Below are 19,334 nucleotides of genomic sequence, written 5' to 3'. Positions count from 1 at the left end.
GTTGTGTGCAGGTTGGCCGAGCCAACCTCGTCGCATGACAACGACAAGCGAAGCCCGCACGCACCGCAGCGGGCGGCTGATGCTGAACAAGGTTCCCGAGGTCACCATCTGGTTCTGGGTGATCAAGATCCTGTGCACGACCGTCGGTGAGAGCTTCGCCGACTGGATCAACATGAAGCTGGGCGTCGGCCTGGTGAACACGGCCTGGATCTTCACCGCGGTGTTCGTGGCGGTCCTGGGCGTCCAGCTGCGGCTGAAGCGGTACGTTCCGTTCCCGTACTGGCTGACCGTGGTCGTTGTCAGTGTCACGGGCACGTTGTACACCGACATCCTGACCGACCAGCTCAATGTGCCGCTGTGGATCAGCACCGCAGTGTTCTCGGTCCTGCTCGCCGTGGTCTTCGGCGTGTGGTGGCTGCGCGAGCGCACCCTCTCGATCCACTCGGTCACGACGCTGCCGCGTGAGTCGTTCTACTGGCTCGCCGTTCTCGTCACCTTCGCGCTCGGCACCGCGACCGGCGACTGGACCCTGGAGCTCACCGGCTGGAGCCCGGGAGTCTCGGTCATGCTGCCGCTCGGCCTTATCGTGTCGGTCACGCTGTTGTGGAGGTTCGGCGCGAACCCGGTGCTGTCCTTCTGGCTCGCCTACATCCTGACCCGCCCGCTGGGCGCCAACATCGGCGACTGGCTCGCCTCCCCCAAGGTCGCTCAGCCGGGCGAGCCGACCGGCCTCGCGCTGGGCACCTTCACCACCAGCCTGATCTTCCTCGGCCTGATCCTGGCGACCGTCATCTACCTGACGGTGACGCGCTCCGACGTGACCGAGACCTACGACGCCACGCACACCCCCCAGACCACCGCCAACCCGCGCAGGGAGCGCATCGCGCTGGCGTGCTTCGCCCTCCTCGCCGTCGCCACCGGGGGTCTGCTGGTCTGGGCGCACAGCCGGCCGCATGTCGGCCCGGCGCCGGAGGAGGACGCCACCTCCACCGTTCAGCTCGCCCCTGGCCAGGCCGTGAAGAAGTTCCCGTCCACGAAGGTCGACGCACTGAAGGCACTCGCATCGACCTCGCTCAAGGACGCACGGTCGGGTGACGCGACCGGGGCCCACGCAGCCGCCCAGTCGCTGCGAGACCTCTGGGATGCCGACCAGGCCTCGTTGCAGCCGCTGGACAACACCGGCTGGACGTTCATCGACGCCCAGATGGACCAGGTCCTGAAGACCTTCGGCATCGACCACTCGAACCCGCCGATGTCGCCGGCCCGGCAGGAGGCTGAACTCAACACCCTCCTCACAGATATGCGCTGACGGGCCGATCGGCGGCGACCACTCCCCTGAGGCCGCCGCCGATCACGCTCTCGTGGCGGGCTCGGCCGCGCTCGTCGCGCCCGGCGATCGGGTGCCCGAGTGCTTCGACGGGCCCTTGCCGTTCCGGGAGCGGAGGTCTGGCCGTTCGATCTGGTGCGGATCCGGCCGGCCCACGGTGAGCACCTGAGGCGCATGCGCTCGATCACGGACGCCCGGACGCAGTTGGACGCGGCGGCGCAGGTCTTCGAACGGCCCTCGGGCACGCGTTCCCGGCGCTTCCTCAGGGCCGGTAGACCATGCCCGGCTGCGGCTTGGCGGGGGCGAGCAGCTGCGACACCGTGACGATGGTGTAGCCGCGCTGTTCGAGCGCCTTGATGATTCCCGGGACGGCGGGCACGGTCCCCTTGTGCAGGTCGTGCAGCAGGATGATGCCGTCGCGGTGCGTCTGGTCGAGCACCCTCTGGGTGATCAGGGCCGAGTCGGTCGTCTCGTAGTCCTTGGCCGTGACGCTCCACAGCACCTGGGCCAGCCCCAACTTCCGGCAGATCTTGGCCACTTTACGGTTGGTGCGGCCCTCCGGGGGACGCATCAGGACGGGCCTCTTACCGGTGATCCTCTCGATGGCGTCCTGTGTCCGGGTCAGTTCCTGACGGGCGTCGGCCTCGGCGAGGTCTGTCAACCTGGGGTGAGTCCAGGTGTGGTTGCCGATTTCGTGCCCCCCGGCAGCGATGCGGCGCAGGATGGCGGGGTACTTCGCGATGTGGCCCTCGCCCTGCACGAAGAAGGTGGCGTGCAGGCTGTCCCGTTTGAGGATGTCCAGCAGTCCGGGGGTCGTCGTGCTGGGGCCGCCGTCGAAGCTGAGGGCCACGCACTTCACCTTGCGGCAGTCGGTTCCGGCCACCGATCCCGACGCCTTGGCGCGGGCGGCGCGCGGTGAGGTGTGATCGTAGGTCGTGACCGTCAGGGCCAGGGTCAGCGCGACGGCCAGGGCGGCGGCCACCGTCGTGACGGCGGCGATGAGTATGCGTGAGCGTCTTGTGCGCGTGTTGAAGGGCATGCGAGACCTTTCTTCGGAGGGAGTTCCGGGGTTATCGCGTGCGGGCGGGAGTCGGCGTCGCGGCCAGGTCCCGTGCCCGCATGTCGAGCGTCAGGCGATGCCTCAGCAGGTGTCCGAGACGGCGCTCCACCGTTGTCCGGATGAGCAGGGACAGCCCCAGCACGCAGACGACGGACACCGCCATCGAAGGCAGCGGCCCCAGCCCTGGAGAAGCCCGGATCAAGCCCTTGGCCAAGGGAATTCCGATGCTCTGGTGGACGAGGTAGAAGGGGTAGGTGAGTCCCCCTGCGGTGATCAGCCAGCGCCGGCGCAGCCTCGCCGGCGGTCCTTTGCCACCGGCCAGCGCCAGCAGCCCGAGACAGACCGTGAGCACGGCCGCGCACACGGCCCAGGAGGGCCGGCTCTCGCCGGGGGGCACGGTGGCGTGGTCGGCCACCCGGAGTTCGAGCACGGTGAGTTCGTAGGACCACGCGAACCCCAGCAGCAGCCACAGCAGGAGGCTCTGTCCGAACCTGTGCGTGAGGTAGAGGACGATTCCGGCCACGAAGAGGCCGGCGTACCGGGGCAGTACGAGTTCGTCGAGCAGGGGCGAGTGCAGTTCGAAGGCGATGACACCGGCCAGGAGCCAGGCTCCGCAGAAGGTCACCACCCGCCGGTACGACAGCCCGAAGATGAGCAGTACGGCCATCAGCAGGTAGAAACGGGCCTCCACCCAGAGCGTCCAGGCGACTCCGTCGATCAGTTCGAGTCCCAGTGGTCCCGGAGCCATCGTCAGGTTTCCGAGGACGGTACGGGGGTCGACAGGGGTGGCGGCGGGCCAGTGGCCCAGCCGTGAGACAAGGACGAGCGCGACGACGAGGAGGACGGCGCACCAGTAGGCCGGGAAGAGCCGTGCGATACGGGAGACGGCGAATTGTGCGGGAGTCCTGCCCCAGCAGCTCATGCAGATGACGAAGCCGCTGATGGCGAAGAAGAACTCGACGCCTAGCCAGCCGTAGCGGCTGATCTCGTGCAGGAACGGCGCAAGATCGCGGAGTTCGGTGCGTCCCCAGAAGTGTGGGGTGGGTGTCCCGAGGAAGTGGTACGCGGCCACCATGACCGCTGCCACCAGGCGGAGCCCGTCTATCGCGGCCAGGCGTGCGGGGCTGTTCCCTGGTTCGGGAGACGGCATGTCGGGACCGTCTCAGGCGGTGGGCAGCGCGGAGCGGCTGACCCGTATCTTCGACTGGCCGTGCGGGCGCTTCTCCCAGTCCTCCATGAACCGGGCGTGCAGACCGTGCCGCCGTGCCAGGGTCAGGAGGGTCTCGGTGCGGTAGTAGAAGTCCTCGTGCAGCACCTGGTGTTCGGCTCCCTCGGTGCGGTCGAAGGTGAAGTCGAAGAACCCGGTGTCGGTCAGCACCCGGTCGACGTGTGCCAGGCACTCGTCGATGACCTCGAGCGGCGAGTGGGAGAAGACGCTGTGTGCGTGGACCACGTCGAAGTGGTCGTCGGGCAGGAAGTCCAGGGTGAGGTCGCCGGTCATGGTCAGATGCGGCAGCTTGTCCTGGACTCGGCGCTCGACCAGGGTCTTCTTCGCGGCCATCAGGATGTCGGGCGAGATGTCGATGCCGTAGTAGTTGCCGGTGCCGAGGTGGTCGATGAAGCGCCAGCCGCCGCGCAGGTTGCCGCAGCCGATGTCCAGCATGCGGTGGTCGGGCCGCAGCCCGTGTTCGACGAGGTAGTCGAACTGCATCTGCCCGAGCGCCAGCCAGCGGTCGTGGGTCCGGCTGCCGACCGCGGCCTCCGGGTTGCGGCGGGTGTCCGAGGCCATCACGGCGCGGTAGTAGCCGACGTGGTCAGGGTGCTTGAGGCGCAGCCACGCGTCCCGGCCGGCCCGGCGGAGGTACGGGACGACGCGGCCGGGGTGGCGCAGGGCGTAGCCGGTCTTGTGGGTGAGGGCGGCGCGGTTGTTGCGCAGTTTCTTCGGTGACGTGGCGTCGGCGGGCATGGCGAAGCGACCTCCGTACGAAAGGCGATACCGGTGGGGGATGAGAGGGGGAAGGGGAGGGGGTGAAGTGGCTGGATGCGGTCGCCGCGGTCAGACCCGGCGGCGCAGCAGCAGCACGGCGCAGACCGTGAGCAGCGCGGCGAGGCCGCCGAGTACGGCGGTGTCGGTCCACTGGAAGGTCCAGTAGTCACCGGCCGGGTTGGCCTCGTAGAAGCGGGCCACGTACCCGTGCGCCGCCATGCACTCCCTGAGCTGGGCGCCGGACGGGAAGGGGCAGTTCAGCACGTCGTCGTGGCGGCCCGAGGCGGTGATCAGGCCGTAGTTGCCGGTCGACCACTTCTCGCCCATCACCGGTTTGGGGATGCTGCCGGCGCTGACGTAGGTGTGCGGCGGGACCAGCAGCCGCGCCCGGTGGGTCCACTCCAACAGGAGCGTCGCCGCCCCGGTCACCAGCAGGGTCAGGCCCATCGCCGCCAGTACCCGGCGGGCCAGCAGGCCCAGCAGCGTGCCGGCCGCCAGGCCGAACAGGGCGGCCGCCACGACGCGGGGGCCCGAGCCGCTCAGGGCCGTGTCGTCGTACCAGAACAGCCCGTAGCTCCGGTCGGCGGCCGGTCGCCACCACCAGGCGAACACTCCGGCGAGCAGGCCGGAGAGGACGGTCGTGATCGCCGCGGCCAGGGCGAACCGGAAGGCGAACCACTGGCCCCGGCTCACGCCCTGGGCGAGGATCATGCGGTGCGTGCCCAGTTCCCGGTCGCGGCCCAGCAGCGGGGCGCCCCAGAAGACGCCGATGAGGACGGGCAGGGCGATGTTCAGCGCCCCGAGGTACTTCAGCGGCTCGACGTCCAGCAGCAGGGGCAGGCCGGTGTCGGACCGTGTGCAGTACAGCGGCCCGGTGGCGCAGTGGTCGAACAGCCCGCTGTGCAGGGCGTCCAGCATGCCCGAGCGGTAGTACGCGGCGATCGTCGCGGCGACGACCAGGGCGGCCGCGCCGATACCGGCCGACATGCGGTGCTGCCGCCATGCGAGCCAGAGGGAGCCCTTCACGCCGCCTCCGTCTGCTCGACGAGCGCGGTGGTGGGGTGCCCCGGCTCACCGGCCTGGAGGTAGCCGATCAGGACGTCCTCCAGTCCGGGCCGTTCGACGTGCCAGTCGCCGCGCAGCGGTCCGTGCCGCCGTATCAGGGCGGTCAGCTGTCTGCCGGCGGTACGGCTCCGCACGACGGTGTGCTGTCCGGCCAGGGTGTCGGCCTGGCCGGCGGGTCCGGTCAGTACGGCATGGCTTTCGCGCAACGTGCCGGCGTCCTCGCTCAGCTCGACGCGGCCGTCCCGCAGTACCAGCACCCAGTCGCAGGTCTCCTCGAGTTCGGGCAGGGCGTGCGAGGACAGCACGATGTTCATGGCGCGTTCGGCGGCCTCGGCCATCAGCTCCGCCATGATCTCGCCTCGTGCCACCGGGTCGAGGTCGGCCAACGGCTCGTCGAGCAGCAGGAGTTCGGGCCGCTTGCCCAGTGCCAGGGCGAGCGCGACGCGCGTGCGCCGTCCGGGGGACAGTTCGCCGACGCGGGCGTGGAGCGGGATGTCGCCCTCGCGGACGATCCGCTCGGCGGTCGTGCGGTCCCACGAGGAGTTCAGCTTCTCGCCCATCAGCAGGGTGTCCGCCACGGTGAAACGGGGGTAGAGCGGCTTGTCCTGGGTGAGCAGCGCGACCCGGGCGCGGGCCTCGGGCGTGCCGGGGGCGGTGCCCAGCACGCGAAGTTCCCCGGAGCCGGGCCGCAGCAGGCCGCCGGCAAGGTGCAGCAGGGTGCTCTTGCCGGCGCCGTTGCGTCCGACGAGAGCGGTGATACGGCCGCCGGGCACGGTGAACTCGCAGTCCCGCAGGGCCCGGCCGCCGCGCCTGCGATACCGGAATCCCAGTCCCGTGGCGCACAGCGCGGCCGAGGCGTCAGGCCCGGTCATGCGTCCTCCTTCTTTCGGTCCCGGTCGCCCGGGGTTCCGCTGTCGTGCTCGTTGTCGTAGGCGTCCAGGGCGGCTGTGACCAGGGCGAGGACATCGGCCCGCTCCAGCCCTGCGGCCCGTGCGCGGGCCACCCAGTCGGTGACCTGTCGGCGCAGGGGGGAGTCGTCCTCCGATCCGGGCCGGGCGAGCGACCGCGTCACGAAGGTCCCGAGGCCACGGCGCAGTTCGACCAGCCCGGCCTGCTCCATGTCGCGGTAGGCCCGCAGCACGGTGTTGGGGTTGATGGCGGTCGCCGCCACCACCTCCCTGGCCGTGGGCAGCTTGTCCCCGACCTGCAGGGTGCCCATCCGGAGCGCCCGTTCGGTCTGCTCGATGATCTGCACGTAGGCCGGTACGCCGCTGCCACGGTCGATCCGGTAGTCGATCACGTCGCCTTCCTCGGTTCCACCATGCTTGTATTAATGAATTAATGGAAGCATGGTGGATGTCCGACGGCGATGTCAAACACCGGGGGATCGACGCTCCGCGGCTCCGGCGCGGAAGAGCGATCCGCGGACTTTCCGACAGCGGCCTGCCCCGGCCGCGTCGTTGGTTAGGGTGGCGGGCAGAGACTGATTCCGTTGTCCATGACCGGGGTGATGGACAGGCCGGCGAGTTCGCCAGGTCGGACACGACGGGGGGCTCATCGGTGGGGAGTTGGCGCGCGCAGAAGCCCGGACGCGGTGGGCGGGTGACCGGCCGGTCGACGCCCGCGGTGCTGCCCCCACCGCTGCGCGTGTGGCTCGGGCCGATTGCGGCCCTCGCCACGCTGGTGGTCGTCGCGCTCGGGGTCCTGTACGCCGGCGACAGCAAGCCCGGCACGGTGGACGCGCGGATCGGGGCGGCCCTGGACGGAGTGGGTCCGCCCTGGCGGCATGTCGCCCTCGCCATGGACTTCTTGGGGGAGCCCGGGGGATCGGTGCCGCTGGTCGTGGCCGTCGTGGCGGGCTGTCTGTTGCTACGGCGTCCTCGTGCCGCGGTGCTCGTCGTCGCCGGCGTCGGCATCGCCGTGGGGACGGCGACGCTGCTCAAATCCGTGGTGGGACGCACCATCCACGACGGGCACCTGTCCTACCCGAGTGGGCACACCGCCTTCCTCACCACGCTCGCCCTCGCGGTGGCGCTGCTCGCGACCGGCCGGCTCGGCCTCGGCAGGACGGCCGGCACGTCGCTCGTGCTCGCCGCGGCGCTGGTTGCCGGCGCCGCCATGGGCTGGGCGCAGGTCGCCCTGGGCGCGCACTACCCGACCGACGTCCTCGGCGGCTGGTGCACCGCGCTGGCGGTGATGCCGGTGACCGCGTGGCTGGTCGATCGGATGGCTGACCGGCTGATCGACAGGAAGGCCGACGCCGGTCGGCAGGAGCATCGCTGACGTCACGTCACATCAATTCACGCCAAGCGGCGGAACACGGGCTTCACCGGGCGTCCGCCCAGCCAGGGGGTGGGGTCGCCGGCGTCCAGTGCCTTCCGGTACACCGCACAGGCCTGGGCCACCACGTCAACGGTGTGATCGATGTCGGCGTCGTCGAGCGCGCTGCTCACCACGAGCGACGGGGCCAGCACCCCGCCCGCGAGGAGTCGGCGCAGGAACAGGGTGCGGTACTCCTGCGACGGCTGCAGGTTCTCGTCGAGGGTGGCGAAGACCAGGTTGCTGGCCCGGCCCCGGACGACGATGTGGTCGCCGACGCCCATGCCGGCCGCGGCGGCGCGGACACCGTCGGCCAACCGCTCGCCGAGAGCGTGCAGCCGTGCGGTGACGCCCTCTTCGACGTACGTGGTGAGCACGGCCATCGCGGCCGCCAGGGAGTGCGTCTCCGCACCGTGCGTGGTCGACAGCAGGAACACCCGGTCGCCGTCTCCGCGCAGCCCGCCCAGCTCCATCAGTTCGCGGCGCCCGGCCAGCGCGGAGACGGCGAATCCGTTGCCCAGCGCCTTGCCGAACGTGGAGAGGTCGGGGACGACGCCGTACAGGCCCTGGGCGCCCGCCTCGGACCAGCGGAAGCCGGTGATCATCTCGTCGAAGACCAGTACGCAGCCGTGCCGGTCGGCCAGCTCGCGCAGGCCGGCGAGGTAGCCCGGCGGGGGCTCGGTGTGGGTGGCGGGTTCGAGGATCAGGCAGGCGACCTCGTCCTGGTACCGGGTGAGCAGTTCCTCCGTGGCCGCCAGGTCCCCGTAGGGGAAGGACACGGTGAGTCCGGTGGTCGCCGCCGGGATGCCGGCGGACATCGGCGTGGTGCCGATGAACCAGTCGTCGACGGAGAAGAACGGATGGTCGGCGCAGATGGCCACCCGTGGGCGCCCGGTGGCGGCGCGGGCGAGGCGCACCGCGGCGGTGGTGGCGTCGGAGCCGTTCTTCGCGAACTTCACCATGTCGGCGGTCGGCACCGTGGCCAGGAAGCGTTCCGCGGCCTCGACCTCCACGATGGACGGCCGGACGAAGTTGCTGCCGCGGTCGAGTTCCCGCCGCACCGCCTCGATCACGCGTGGGTGGGCGTGGCCGAGGCTGACCGACCGCAGGCCGGAGCCGTACTCGATGTAGCGGTTGCCGTCGACGTCCCACACATGGGCACCGTGGCCGTGGCTGATGACCGGGGCCAGGTTCTCGGGGTACTGGTCGTCGCCCTTGGCGTAGGTGTGCGCGCCCCCGGGGATCAGGGCGTGCAGCCGCTCGTTCGCCGTCCGCGACCGGGGCAGGAGGAGCTCTTGGGTGTCTTCGGTGTCCACGCCCACCTCAACTTTCTCTGTGCTTCAGGACCTCGGCGAGGCTCGGCGCCTCCCGGTCCCGCTGGGACATCGATGTGACCGGCAGCGGCCAGGGAACGGCGAGCTCCGGGTCGGCGAAGGCGATGGTCACGTCCTCGGCCGGATCGTGCGGGCGGTCGATCCGGTACGAGGTGTCGGCGGTCTCGGTCAGCGCCTGGAAGCCGTGCGCGCACCCCGCCGGGATGTACAGGGTCGCCTGCGTGTCGCCGGACAGCTCGAAGGAAGCCACGTTGCGGTAGGTCGGCGAGTCCGGCCGCAGGTCCACGACGACGTCGAAGATCCTCCCGTACGAGCACCGCACCAGCTTGGCCTCACCGGCGCCGGAGCGCAGGTGCAGGCCGCGCAGCACACCCCGGACCGAGCGGGACAGGCTGTCCTGGACGAAGGCGTCCGGGTCGAGGCCCACCGAGCGGACCACGTCGGCGTCGAACGTGCGGCAGAAGAAGCCGCGTTCGTCGGCGTACGGCGTCGGCTCGAAGAGGTACGCGCCGGTGATCTGAGGGACTTCGATCGCCTTCATGGAGCCTTCCGCGGGGCGTGGGGGTGGACGTTCGACGGGAACAGGGACGTGGTCAAGGCGGTGAACTGATGGACGAGTTGCTGCGCGGCGGCCCGGTTTCGCTCGGCGAGGGTCTGCCGTAGCTCCGCCGCGTGCTTCTCCAGCTCCCGGAACTGTTCGAGCAGCCGGTCGGCGTCGACCTCGCGTGCCGGATGGCAGTACGCGCCGAGGCCCATCCGGTCCATGAGCGCTTCGCTCTTCGCCGCATAGCAGAGGGCGAGCACGGGCGTTCCGGTCTTCAGCGCGCAGATCAGGTTGTGGTAGCGGACGGCCACCACGGTGTCGGCGGCCGTCATCTCGTTCATCAGGTCGGCCAGTGACGCCGGCTCGGCAGCGGTGACCAGCGGCGAGTCCACCGCGTCGAGGATCGCGGCGACCACCGACGCATCGCAGTCGTCGCCGGTGAGCAGCCGGACCGGCCTGCCCTCCTCGACCAGCGTGCGGACGAACCGGATCGTCCCGTCGAGGTAGCGCCGGTATATCTCCTCGGCCCGGGCGCGGTCGTCGTTGCCGCCGTGGAAGTCCATGACACCGAGGCAGACCGTGCCCGGCGAGCCCGAAGGCGCGCTCGTCTCCGGTGCCGGCAGGGCGAACGCGAGGTCCGGGTAGACCTCGTCGCGAGCGGTGTCCACGCCCATCGCCCGCATCGCGTCGCGGGACTGGGCGTCCCGGTACGAGCGGTACGCGGCCAGCCGCCCGGACCAGCGCACCAGGGCCCGGGTGGGCCGGTTGCGGATCTCGGCGGCGCCGACGCTGACCAGCGCGACCCGGGTGCGCAGCAGCCGGCCACTCGCACAGAGCAGGAACAGTGAGTACGGGAAGCCCCACGGCCGCAGCGGCAGCGTGGCCTCCAGGACGCCCATGCCCGGCACGATCACCACGTCGTGCCGGCGCACCCAGGCGGCGGTGCGGAAGACGTCGACGAGTTTGCCCAGACCCTTCGCCGCGATCGCGCCCGCACGTGACGCGGTCCGGTACTCCGCGCGGTTCCAGTGCAGCCGCGTGGCGGGGATCCCGAACTTGGCCGTCACCGCCCCGGGTCCGCCGCACAGGGCGTCCACGACGGCCTCCGAGTGCTCGGCGCGGAGGTACCCGAGGATGGCCTCCAACGACCCGTCGTTGCCGAGGTTGCCGGAGCCGAGCAGGCCGAACACCCCGACGCGCACCGGAGTTTCGTCCGTTGCCGTCATGCTCGCCTCCCCTCACGTCCGGCGACGAGGGCGTCGACGGAGACCGTGAGCAGGGCCGGGTCGACCGGGGCGCGGTCCTCGACCCGCTCGCCGGCGCCCGGCCGGACCCGGCTGGTCATCCAGGCGGCCAGGTGGCGGTAGCACGCGCGCCGGTCGACCGGGGACAACGGCGCCCGCCGGATCGCCGAGGCGAAGCCCCAGACGTACTCGGCGAGCAGCCGGGGCGTCGGGTGCAGCGGGCCTGCCCGGCGCGGGTCCAGGTTGACGCACCGGGCGCGCTTGGACGGATTCGCCCGCTCGGCGCGGGTGGGGTGGTCGCGGCGGAAGTACAGGAGTTCCGGCACCTGGTGGAATCGCCCGTGCAGGGTGATCTCGGCGACGAACGTGCGGTCCGCGTGGTGGTAGCTGTCCATCGGTTTCACCCGGCGCAGCATGTCGGCCCGCATCACCCCGTAGAAGTCGTCGCCACCGGGCTCGAACAGCAGACTGCGGAAGCGCTCCGGCGCGTGCGGCGAGCCGGTGGCGAGCGTGTACTCGTACGGGACCTTCACCTGGCCGTCGCCGTCGATGACCGCCTGGTCGGCGTGCGCGAGGATCACGTCCGGCCGCTCGTCCAGCGCCTCCACGCAGCGCCGCAGCAGGTCCCGGCCGTACAGGTCGTCGTGCGAGGCCCACTTGAACAGCTCGCCGCGGGACTCGGCGAACACATGGTTGTGGTTCGGCGTGGCGCCGATGTTCCGGGGCAGCCGGAGGTACCGGATGCGCGAGTCCCGCGCGACGTACTTGCGGCAGATCTCCTGGGTCCCGTCGGTCGAGGCGTTGTCGGAGATGACCAGCTCGAAGTCCTCGTAGGTCTGGCCGAGCAGGGCGTCGAGCGACTCGGCCAGGTACTCCTCGCCGTTGTACACGGGAAGGCCGATGCTCAGCCTGGGTTGGGCAGTCATGAGGTCCTCACTTCAGGGATGGGATCGCGGTGGCGCTCGCGCAGCGCGAACCGCAGTTGCAGCCACCACACGGCCGAGCCGCTGACGGTTGCGGCGGCGACGCCCCAGGCCGAGCCGACCGTGCCGCCGGCGGCCGCCCCGCCGAGCCCGCCGCTGACATAGCAGGCGGAGGCGAACAGCTGGCAGCGCAGGCTGCGCCGGGCCGCGCCGAGCGCGCGCAGCCCGGCCGCCGCGCCGGTGCCGAGGCCCGCGCCCGCGACGCCGAGGGTGATCGGCACGATGAGCTGCGAGGCGGAGTGCCAGACGGCGCCGAGCACGAGCTCGCCGAGCCGGTCCGGCATCAGCAGCAGCGCCCCGCCCCAGAGCAGCGCGGCGACGGCCTGTCCGCCGCCGAGGAGGAGGCAGAACTTCCCGAGCCGCCGCGGGGCCTGCCGCAGCACCCGTGCCGCCTCCGGGACGGTGACCAGCGACAGGCCCATGAGTACGGCCAGGAACGGGCCCATCAGGAGCTCGGCGCCGCGCACCGCGCCCACCGCGCCGATCCCGACGATCGCGCCGAGCCCGTACGCCCGCAGCTGGCTTGCGCCGCTGAGGCTGACGTTCTCGACCAGGTAGCGGTAGCCGAGATCCCGCTGCTCGCGAAGCCACCCGCGCGCCTCGGTCACCCGGGGAAGGATGCCGGACTGGAGGTAGCCGTACCCGGCGGCCACCGTGGCGGACGCGCCCCAGGCGAGCACGAACGCGGCCACGCTGCCCACACGGGCCGCCACCATCATGGCCGGGACGAGCGCGACACCCCACACGACGTCGTTGACGAACGCCTTGCGCCCGGTGCCGGCGGCGAAGAACGAGAACCGCCAGGCGTCCTGGAGCAGCAGTCCCGGCAACATGACAGCAAGGGCGGTGAACGCGGGCCCCACGCGGCCGCCGAGGCCGAGCCCGGCCACCAGACACGCCGCGCCGATGGCCGCACCGACACCGAGAGCGGTACCCGTCGACCGGGCCACCGCCCCGCGCCAGGACGCGTCCGGCACGCCGCTGAAGCGCACCACGAGCGGATCGGTGGCCAGCCCGCGGGAGACGTTGAGCACCACGCCGTACGTCACCCAGGCGAGGCTGAACACGCCGAACGCGGTCACCCCCAGCGAGCGGGCCACGTAGATGCCCACCACGAAGTTGCTCACGCTGGAGGCCGCCTGGTCGGCCAGTCCCCAGGACAGCCGACCGACGAGGGCCCGCCTGGCGGATCCGGCCGATGCCGTCGCCTGCTCCTTCTCGGTGGTCATCGGCGTCACGCCTTGATCAGCCCGGCGCCGTGCAGGGCGCCGGCCGCGGCGGCGACGGTGTCGAACGGCAGCCCGGACCGCTCGGCGACGTCCAGCAGACCGTGCTCGCCGTCGGAGAGGCTGAGCACCCAGAGCATGGCCATCTGGGCCTGCTTCGCGTCGCTGCGGCCGCCGAGCGAGTCGTACAACCCGCGCCGGCCCAGCTGTGGTTCGCCGTAGGGGCTGAGGTTGACGTAGCGCCGGTTGCGGTCCAGCACGCCGAACGCCTCGCGGCAGAGGGCGAGCGTGTCCGCCATCGCCTCCGGGGAGACGAAGTCCAGGTTGTCCGCCGAGGTGTGGTACTCGGGGTAGCCGGCGTACGGGGTCCGGCTGAGCGAGCCCACGCCGAGATCGAACCCGGGCGAGCAGAACTGCCGCTCGTCGTAGCCGTACGGAGTGAACTCGTTGACCTGGTGCGGGCGTTCGGAGGCGGCCAGCACGTGCCGCATCACCCGGTCGATCTCCGCGTCGCCGCGCCTGCTCTGCTTGTACGTCAGCCGGCCCGGGTCGCCGGCACAGGCCAGCACCAGCCCGTGCTTGACCTGTTCCACCCGCTCCGCGTTGCGGGCCAGCCAGGTGATCGCCCCGATGGTGCCGGGCGCGAAGATGAACCGGTAGGTGTAGTACGGCGTCTGCTCCGCCAGCGCCCGCGCCAGGTACGTCGCCACCGCGATGCCGGCCAGGTTGTCGTTGGCCAGCGACGGGTGGCAGACGTGGCAGGAGACGATCACCTCGTCGGCGATCTGCCCGGGGACCACGTGCTCGGCGTAGGTGAGGTGGCCGTCGGCGAGCGTGGAGTCGATGTGCACCTCGTACTCGTCGTCCGGCAGCGCGTCCAGGGTCTCCTGGGCCAGGCAGAATCCCCATTCCGGCTTGTAGTAGCTGGTGCGGTACGGCACCCAGGACGGGTGGTCCGGCAGGGTGTGCAGATGTCCGCGCAGCTCGGCCAGCGGCATGGTCGCCGACACCGGCACGCTGTAGCCGAGCACGTGCAGGCTGGAGGCCGCGAAGTCGACGACCCGGTTGCCGCTGGTGTCGGCGATGTACGCGTCCCGGATGTTCCACTCCTGCGGCACCGTCCAGTCGAGCACCTGGGTCCCGGTCGGCACCTCGTGCACCTGCAGCGGGACGTACTCGCCGACGATCTCCAGGGTGGCGCGCACACCGTCGCCGGTGATGCTCCGGCACAGCGGGTACAACCGCTCCACCAGGGAGTGCATCTCCTCGCCGACCGTGGTCATCGGCGCCACCGCAGGGTGTCGTCGACGGCGCCGGCGTCGGACGCCGAGCGCAGCACGGCAAGACGGGTGAAGCGCTGCTCGAAGTCCTCCCGGGTCAGCCCGTGTTTCCGGTAGGCGTCGGCGAGTTCGAGCGCGCCCCGCTTCACCGTCCACTCGCAGTCGAAGCCGGGCACCGCGGCGCGGAACCGGGAGAAGTCCACCCGGTACGACCGCGGATCGGCTCCGGTCTCCCCGGTGATCACCACCTTGGAGCCGGACACCGCCTCGGCGACCTGCTCCGCGATCTCGGCGACCGTGACGTTGTTGATCTCGCTGCCGATGTTGAACGCCCGGTCGTGCACCGCGTCCCGCGGCGCGGTCAGCGCGGCCGTGAAGGCCCGTGCGATGTCGGCGGCGTGCACCAGCGGGCGCCAGGGGGTGCCGTCGGAGAGCACCAGCACCTCGCCGGACAGGAGCGCGTGGCCCACCAGGTTGTTCAGCACGATGTCCGCGCGCAGCCGGGGTGAGTAGCCGAAGGCCGTGGCGTTGCGCATGAACACCGGGCTGAAGTCGCCGTCGGACAGGGCGTGCAGGTCGTCCTCCACCCGCACCTTGGACTCCGCGTACGGCGTCACCGGCCGCAGCGGGGCGTCCTCGGCCACCAGGTCGTCGCCGCCGGCGGCGCCGTAGACCGAGCACGTCGACGCGTACAGGAAGCGCCGCACCCCGGCGTCGCGGGCCAGCCGGGCGAGGTGCACGGACGCATGGTGGTTGATGTCGTAGGTGAGCTCCGGCGCCAGCGATCCCAGCGGGTCGTTGGACAGCGCGGCCAGGTGGATCACGGCGTCGACCCCGGCCACGTGTTCGGCCGTGACGTCACGCAGGTCCACCCGGTGCCCCGGCGGGTCCGCGGGCGCAGGGCCCAGCACGCAGTCGGCGAACAGGCCGGCGTCGAGGCCCACGACCTCGTGACCGGCGGCCGCGAGGACGGGGGCCATCACGGTGCCCAGGTAGCCCTGGTGTCCGGTGAGCAGTACGCGCAAGGTTCATTCCCCCAGGTCGAGAGTGAGTTTGGTGACGGCGAACGCCTCGGCGTAGCGCGCATGGCATTCGATGCCGCGGATCCGGGCCAGCCCGAGGAAGGCCTCGCGGTCGTACCAGGGCCGGTGCCGCTGGGAGGGGTAGTGCTCCTGCAGCAGCCGCACCTTCTCTTCGGCGATCTCCGGCGACAGCGGCTGGTACACCGAAGGACGGCCGAGGTCGCCGTCCCATTTGACGATCTCGTAGCCGAGTACGAGGTGGTCGCGGAACGCGGTGGTCATCAGCTTCGCCAGGCCGCGGTGGTCCTGGTGCGCGTCGTCGGTGCGCGGGGCCAGGACGAGGTCCGGCTCGGTCTGCGCACGCAACTCCTCGACCGCGCCCTTGGCCTCGTCCCAGTGCGCGGGCAGCCGTCCGTCGGGCAGTTTGTGCACGGTCAGGCGCAGGTCGGCGCCCGGGCAGAAGGCGGCGAGCGCGGCCCGCTCCTCCTGCTCGCGCTCGCTGCCACCACCGGAGAGCACCAGTGCGTCGACGCGCAGACCCGGCCGCGCGAGACACGTCGTCAGGAGTGTGCCGCCGGCACCGATGGCGATGTCGTCGCAGTGCGCGCCCACCGCGACGATCCGGTCCAGGCGCTCGGCGCCGAGCCGGATCACGCCCTCGCTCCGAAGCCGCTGCCGGTCGTGCCCGCCCCCGCGCCGTCCCGTTCCCACACGGCCCACGGGCGGTCGCCCCGGGCGTACGCCTCGTCGAGCGCGGCCCGCTCCTTCACGGTGTCGGTCGGCTTCCAGAAGCCGCGGTGCTGGTGCGCCACCAGCCGGCCGCGCTTGGCCAGTTGAGCGCATCCGTCGGCGACCAGGTCCCCGTTCTCCGGGATGTGGTCGAAGACCTCCTGGCGGAGCACGAAGTAGCCGCCGTTCTCCCACAGCGGCAGTTCGCTCACCGGGGTGATGCCCCCCACCAAGCCGTTGTCGCCCAGGTCCACGCAGTGGAACGAGGACTGCGGCGGCACCACCATCATCGACGCACCGGCGTCGCGCCCCGCGAACCGGTCGATCATCTCCGGCAGCGGGGCATCGGTGAGCACGTCGGCGTAGTTGGCGAGGAACATCTCGTCGCCGTCCAGGTGGTGCCGCACCCGGCGCAGCCGCTCCCCGATCGGTGACTCGATGCCGGTCTGCACGAACGTGATCGTCCAGTCCGAGATGTCGGTGGACAGCAGCTCGGTCCGCCCGCCGCGCAGCACGAAGTCGTTGGACGTCGTCTCCTCGTAGCTGAGGAAGAAGTCCTTGATGTGGTGCGCGCCGTATCCGAGACACAGGATGAACTCCGTGTGCCCGAAGTGCGCGTAGTAGCGCATGACGTGCCAGATCAGCGGTCGCGGGCCGACCATCGCCATGGGCTTGGGGACGTCGTCGGAGGCACCGTTGCGCATCCGCATCCCGTAACCGCCGCAGAACAGAACGACCTTCATGACCCCACCTCGACGATGCTCAGTTCCGGGACGGGAAAGACCAGTCGGCCGCCCCAGTCGTGCACGAAGGACAGCTGCTCGATCAGCTCGGCCCGCAGGTTCCACGGGAGGACGAGGACGTAGTCCGGCCGGTCGGCGGCTATCCGATCGGGCGACAGGATCGGGATGCGGGTGCCCGGGGTGAACCTGCCGTGCTTGTAGGGGTTGCGGTCGACCGTGTACGGGAGCAGGTCGGGCCGGATGCCACAGTGGTTGAGCAGGGTGTTGCCCTTGCCCGGGGCGCCGTAGCCGACGACCGTCTCACCGCGCTCGGCCGCCTCGATGAGGAACCGCAGCAGGTCCCGGCGCACCTTGGCCACCCGAGCGGAGAACTCGGTGTACCCGGACAGCTCCTGCAGCCCGGCGGCCTTCTCCCGGTCCAGTACCTCGGCGACCCCATTGGCCGGCTCGCCGGCCACCTCGGCCGGCCGGGCCCACAGCCGGATCGAGCCGCCGTGCGTGGGCAGCAACTCGACGTCCACGAGCGCGAGTCCGCCGCTCGCCAGCGCCCGGATCGCGGACGCGACCGTGTAGTACTGGAAGTGCTCGTGGTAGATCGTGTCGTACTGGTTCTCCTCGATCAGGGTCAGCAGGTGCTGCACCTCGATGGAGACCCAGCCGTCGTCGGCGACCAGGGCGCGCAGCCCCCGGGTGAACCCGACCACGTCGGGGATGTGCGCGTACACGTTGTTGGCCACGACCAGGTCCGCCGGGCCGTGCTCGGCGCGGACGTCGGCAGCGGTGGCCGGGTCGAGGAACTTCGTGAGCGTGGGCACACCCGCGTCCCGCGCCGCGGCGCCGACGTTCACCGAGGGCTCGATGCCGAGGCAGCGGATCCCGCGGTCCACCACGTGCCTCAGCAGGTACCCGTCGTTGCTCGCGACCTCGACCACGAAGGCGTCGGGGCCGAGACCCACCCGCTCCACGGCGTCCGTGACGAACGTGCGCGCGTGCTCCACCCAGGAGGTCGAGTAGGAGGAGAAGTACGCGTACTCGCTGAACGTCTCCTCCGGCGTGATCAGCGGAGGTATCTGCGCGAGCCAGCAGTCGGTGCAGACCCGCAGGTGCAGCGGGTACGTCGGTTCCGGTCGGTCCAGTTGGTCCGCGGCGAGGAAACTCTCGCACGGTGGCGTCGCCCCGAGATCGACGACGCTCGCCAGCGTCGCCGAGCCGCAGAGTCGGCATCGTGTCATCTACTGCCCCCATCCCCCCTGCTCGCGCGGGTGTCCCCGCCGCGAGTCAGTGCTGACCGTCCCGCGATCGCGGTGCGGTACTCGTCCACCAGGCGCTCAAGGCCGACGGCCGGGCTGAAGCCCTGCTCATATCGGCGCCGGGCCGCCTGGCCCATCTCCTGGTTCCGGGCCGGCCCGCCCGCGATCCTGCGTATGCAGGACGCGAGCGAGGCCGGCTCGCCCGGCCGGTGCAGCAGCCCGGTCACCCCGTCCTCGACGAGTTCGACGAAGGCGCCGTGACCGGCGGCGACGGTCGGGACCCCCGCCGCCATCGCCTCCACGACCACCAGGCCGAACGCCTCCAGCCACGTCGAGGGAGCCACCACGGCGACCGACCGCGCGACGGCCCGCCGGCACTCCTGTTGGTCGTACAGGCCGACGTACCGCACGTCGTCCCGGTCCGCGGCCCAGGCGGCCACCTCCGGCTCCAGGGGCCCCGTGCCGGCGATCACGAGCGGCACGCCGATCCCGCCGCCGGAGGCGATCTCGTCCCATGCGGTCATGAGCAGCCGTACGCCCTTGGCCTCCGCGAGCCGGCCGAGATAGAGCAGATGCTCGCCGGCGCCCGCCCGGACGACACCCGGTTCGGGCACGAAGTTGTGCTTCACCGCCAGGAGTTCGGCCGGCATGCCGGCCCCCACCAGGACCTCGCGCTGCGCCGCCGAGATGCAGAAGAAGCGCTCCACACCGGACCACCACCGCCGCCGGTTGGCCGACAGGCTGACCGCGAGCGGCACGGTCGCCAGCCGGGAGCCGCGGTAGCAGCCGTGCCGGACCGCGGGCAACGGCGTGGAGCCGACGCACTCGGTGCACGGCCGGCCGTCCCGCTGCAGCGTGCCGGGCGGGCAGACCTGGGTGTAGTTGTGCAGCGTGGCGACGGCGGGCACGCCCGCGTCGGCGCAGGCGGCCAGCACCGCGGGCGACAGCAGCGGGAACACGTTGTGGACGTGCACCACGTCCGGCCGCTCGGCGCGGAGCTGCGCCGCGAGCTCCCTGCGGACCGCCGGGTTCCACGGCACCCGCAACGGCAGCGCGGCCTTGGCCGGCAGGGACAGGGCGCCGATGTCGTCGCTGCGCCGCTCGAACAGCTCGACCCGGTGGCCGGCCCCGCGCAGCAGCGCCACCTCCTGGTCGACGACCTTGTTCTCCCCGCTCGGCTGCGCCGAGGCGTAGCGGTTGTGCACCACGAGGACGTGCATG

19 protein-coding genes are annotated in these 19,334 nt (G+C 71.3%); 2 read left to right on the top strand and 17 right to left on the bottom strand.

The features are described 5' to 3' along the window. Positions 1-34: 34 nt before the first annotated feature. Positions 35-1,309 carry a hypothetical protein gene (locus tag ACIRVH_RS27495; RefSeq protein WP_403958184.1) on the top strand — a complete coding sequence of 425 codons (1,275 nt, stop codon included), beginning with the start codon at positions 35-37 and terminating at the stop codon, positions 1,307-1,309. A 280-nt stretch (positions 1,310-1,589) separates the two neighbouring features. On the opposite strand, the gene ACIRVH_RS27490 is transcribed toward ACIRVH_RS27495, so the two are convergent. The 6 genes from ACIRVH_RS27490 to ACIRVH_RS27465 form a co-directional block, all read right to left on the bottom strand. Further along, complete coding sequence (locus ACIRVH_RS27490; RefSeq protein WP_403958181.1) at positions 1,590-2,366, bottom strand: polysaccharide deacetylase family protein; 777 nt, start codon at positions 2,364-2,366, stop codon at positions 1,590-1,592. A gap of 31 nt (positions 2,367-2,397) precedes the next feature. After that, positions 2,398-3,537, bottom strand: a complete 1,140-nt coding sequence (locus tag ACIRVH_RS27485) for an acyltransferase family protein (protein WP_403958178.1) — start codon at positions 3,535-3,537, stop codon at positions 2,398-2,400. A gap of 12 nt (positions 3,538-3,549) precedes the next feature. Next, entirely contained in the window at positions 3,550-4,353 is an 804-nt protein-coding gene (locus ACIRVH_RS27480; protein WP_403958174.1) for a class I SAM-dependent methyltransferase, read from the bottom strand. A 90-nt stretch (positions 4,354-4,443) separates the two neighbouring features. Next, a complete protein-coding gene (locus tag ACIRVH_RS27475) occupies positions 4,444-5,400 on the bottom strand; it encodes a transporter (protein WP_403958171.1) in 957 nt (318 codons plus the stop codon). Next, complete coding sequence (locus tag ACIRVH_RS27470) at positions 5,397-6,311, bottom strand: ATP-binding cassette domain-containing protein (RefSeq protein ID WP_403958168.1); 915 nt, start codon at positions 6,309-6,311, stop codon at positions 5,397-5,399. The genes ACIRVH_RS27475 and ACIRVH_RS27470 overlap by 4 nt, the downstream gene beginning before the upstream one ends. Beyond that, the gene (locus tag ACIRVH_RS27465) at positions 6,308-6,739 is read right to left on the bottom strand and encodes a GntR family transcriptional regulator (protein WP_403958166.1); all 432 of its coding nucleotides are present in this window, start codon (positions 6,737-6,739) and stop codon (positions 6,308-6,310) included. The genes ACIRVH_RS27470 and ACIRVH_RS27465 overlap by 4 nt, the downstream gene beginning before the upstream one ends. Before the next feature lie 302 nt (positions 6,740-7,041). On the opposite strand from ACIRVH_RS27465, the gene ACIRVH_RS27460 reads away from it, so the two are divergent. Then, on the top strand, positions 7,042-7,722 hold the full coding sequence (locus ACIRVH_RS27460) for a phosphatase PAP2 family protein (RefSeq protein ID WP_403958163.1): 681 nt from the start codon (positions 7,042-7,044) through the stop codon (positions 7,720-7,722). 17 nt (positions 7,723-7,739) lie between these two features. Here the strand turns inward: ACIRVH_RS27460 and ACIRVH_RS27455 are convergent, their stop codons facing one another. The 11 genes from ACIRVH_RS27455 to ACIRVH_RS27405 are packed head-to-tail and all read right to left on the bottom strand — an operon-like array spanning position 7,740 to position 19,333. Continuing rightward, a complete protein-coding gene (locus ACIRVH_RS27455) occupies positions 7,740-9,074 on the bottom strand; it encodes a glutamate-1-semialdehyde 2,1-aminomutase (RefSeq protein ID WP_403958161.1) in 1,335 nt (444 codons plus the stop codon). 7 nt (positions 9,075-9,081) lie between these two features. Beyond that, on the bottom strand, positions 9,082-9,633 hold the full coding sequence (rfbC, locus tag ACIRVH_RS27450) for a dTDP-4-dehydrorhamnose 3,5-epimerase (RefSeq protein WP_403958158.1): 552 nt from the start codon (positions 9,631-9,633) through the stop codon (positions 9,082-9,084). Further along, positions 9,630-10,862: a polysaccharide pyruvyl transferase family protein gene (locus tag ACIRVH_RS27445; RefSeq protein ID WP_403958155.1), complete on the bottom strand. Its 1,233-nt coding sequence runs from the start codon at positions 10,860-10,862 to the stop codon at positions 9,630-9,632. The genes rfbC and ACIRVH_RS27445 overlap by 4 nt, the downstream gene beginning before the upstream one ends. After that, positions 10,859-11,806, bottom strand: coding sequence for a glycosyltransferase family 2 protein (locus tag ACIRVH_RS27440; protein ID WP_403958153.1), 948 nt, complete (start codon positions 11,804-11,806; stop codon positions 10,859-10,861). Before ACIRVH_RS27440 ends, ACIRVH_RS27445 begins: the two co-directional genes overlap by 4 nt. Beyond that, positions 11,803-13,092, bottom strand: coding sequence for a hypothetical protein (locus ACIRVH_RS27435; RefSeq protein ID WP_403958150.1), 1,290 nt, complete (start codon positions 13,090-13,092; stop codon positions 11,803-11,805). The genes ACIRVH_RS27440 and ACIRVH_RS27435 overlap by 4 nt, the downstream gene beginning before the upstream one ends. Before the next feature lie 5 nt (positions 13,093-13,097). After that, entirely contained in the window at positions 13,098-14,372 is a 1,275-nt protein-coding gene (locus ACIRVH_RS27430) for a DUF4910 domain-containing protein (RefSeq protein WP_403958147.1), read from the bottom strand. Further along, a complete protein-coding gene (locus ACIRVH_RS27425; protein WP_403958144.1) occupies positions 14,369-15,394 on the bottom strand; it encodes an NAD-dependent epimerase/dehydratase family protein in 1,026 nt (341 codons plus the stop codon). Before ACIRVH_RS27425 ends, ACIRVH_RS27430 begins: the two co-directional genes overlap by 4 nt. 3 nt (positions 15,395-15,397) lie before the next feature. Beyond that, positions 15,398-16,045, bottom strand: a complete 648-nt coding sequence (locus ACIRVH_RS27420; protein ID WP_403958141.1) for a PIG-L deacetylase family protein — start codon at positions 16,043-16,045, stop codon at positions 15,398-15,400. Continuing rightward, entirely contained in the window at positions 16,042-16,863 is an 822-nt protein-coding gene (locus ACIRVH_RS27415) for a glucose-1-phosphate cytidylyltransferase (RefSeq protein ID WP_403958139.1), read from the bottom strand. The genes ACIRVH_RS27420 and ACIRVH_RS27415 overlap by 4 nt, the downstream gene beginning before the upstream one ends. Continuing rightward, positions 16,860-18,095 (bottom strand): class I SAM-dependent methyltransferase, encoded by a 1,236-nt coding sequence (locus ACIRVH_RS27410; protein ID WP_403958136.1) that lies wholly within the window; start codon positions 18,093-18,095, stop codon positions 16,860-16,862. Before ACIRVH_RS27410 ends, ACIRVH_RS27415 begins: the two co-directional genes overlap by 4 nt. After that, positions 18,092-19,333 carry a glycosyltransferase gene (locus tag ACIRVH_RS27405; RefSeq protein WP_403958133.1) on the bottom strand — a complete coding sequence of 414 codons (1,242 nt, stop codon included), beginning with the start codon at positions 19,331-19,333 and terminating at the stop codon, positions 18,092-18,094. Before ACIRVH_RS27405 ends, ACIRVH_RS27410 begins: the two co-directional genes overlap by 4 nt. Position 19,334 lies beyond the last annotated feature (1 nt).

Source organism: Streptomyces sp. NPDC101165, from assembly GCF_044768135.1.
Taxonomy (GTDB): Bacteria; Actinomycetota; Actinomycetes; order Streptomycetales; family Streptomycetaceae; genus Streptomyces.
Note: the sequence above shows the minus strand (reverse complement) of the source record. Positions and strands in the feature narration are given on the sequence as shown.

What these genes read in the sequence shown, in the direction of transcription:
- ACIRVH_RS27495 (WP_403958184.1), top strand. Translation starts at nt 35, where the DNA reads ATGACAACGACAAGCGAAGCCCGCACGCACCGCAGCGGGCGGCTGATG.
- ACIRVH_RS27490 (WP_403958181.1), bottom strand. Translation starts at nt 2,366, where the DNA reads ATGCCCTTCAACACGCGCACAAGACGCTCACGCATACTCATCGCCGCC.
- ACIRVH_RS27485 (WP_403958178.1), bottom strand. Translation starts at nt 3,537, where the DNA reads ATGCCGTCTCCCGAACCAGGGAACAGCCCCGCACGCCTGGCCGCGATA.
- ACIRVH_RS27480 (WP_403958174.1), bottom strand. Translation starts at nt 4,353, where the DNA reads ATGCCCGCCGACGCCACGTCACCGAAGAAACTGCGCAACAACCGCGCC.
- ACIRVH_RS27470 (WP_403958168.1), bottom strand. Translation starts at nt 6,311, where the DNA reads ATGACCGGGCCTGACGCCTCGGCCGCGCTGTGCGCCACGGGACTGGGA.
- rfbC (WP_403958158.1), bottom strand. Translation starts at nt 9,633, where the DNA reads ATGAAGGCGATCGAAGTCCCTCAGATCACCGGCGCGTACCTCTTCGAG.
- ACIRVH_RS27445 (WP_403958155.1), bottom strand. Translation starts at nt 10,862, where the DNA reads ATGACGGCAACGGACGAAACTCCGGTGCGCGTCGGGGTGTTCGGCCTG.
- ACIRVH_RS27440 (WP_403958153.1), bottom strand. Translation starts at nt 11,806, where the DNA reads ATGACTGCCCAACCCAGGCTGAGCATCGGCCTTCCCGTGTACAACGGC.
- ACIRVH_RS27435 (WP_403958150.1), bottom strand. Translation starts at nt 13,092, where the DNA reads ATGACCACCGAGAAGGAGCAGGCGACGGCATCGGCCGGATCCGCCAGG.
- ACIRVH_RS27430 (WP_403958147.1), bottom strand. Translation starts at nt 14,372, where the DNA reads ATGACCACGGTCGGCGAGGAGATGCACTCCCTGGTGGAGCGGTTGTAC.
- ACIRVH_RS27415 (WP_403958139.1), bottom strand. Translation starts at nt 16,863, where the DNA reads ATGAAGGTCGTTCTGTTCTGCGGCGGTTACGGGATGCGGATGCGCAAC.
- ACIRVH_RS27410 (WP_403958136.1), bottom strand. Translation starts at nt 18,095, where the DNA reads ATGACACGATGCCGACTCTGCGGCTCGGCGACGCTGGCGAGCGTCGTC.
- ACIRVH_RS27405 (WP_403958133.1), bottom strand. Translation starts at nt 19,333, where the DNA reads ATGCACGTCCTCGTGGTGCACAACCGCTACGCCTCGGCGCAGCCGAGC.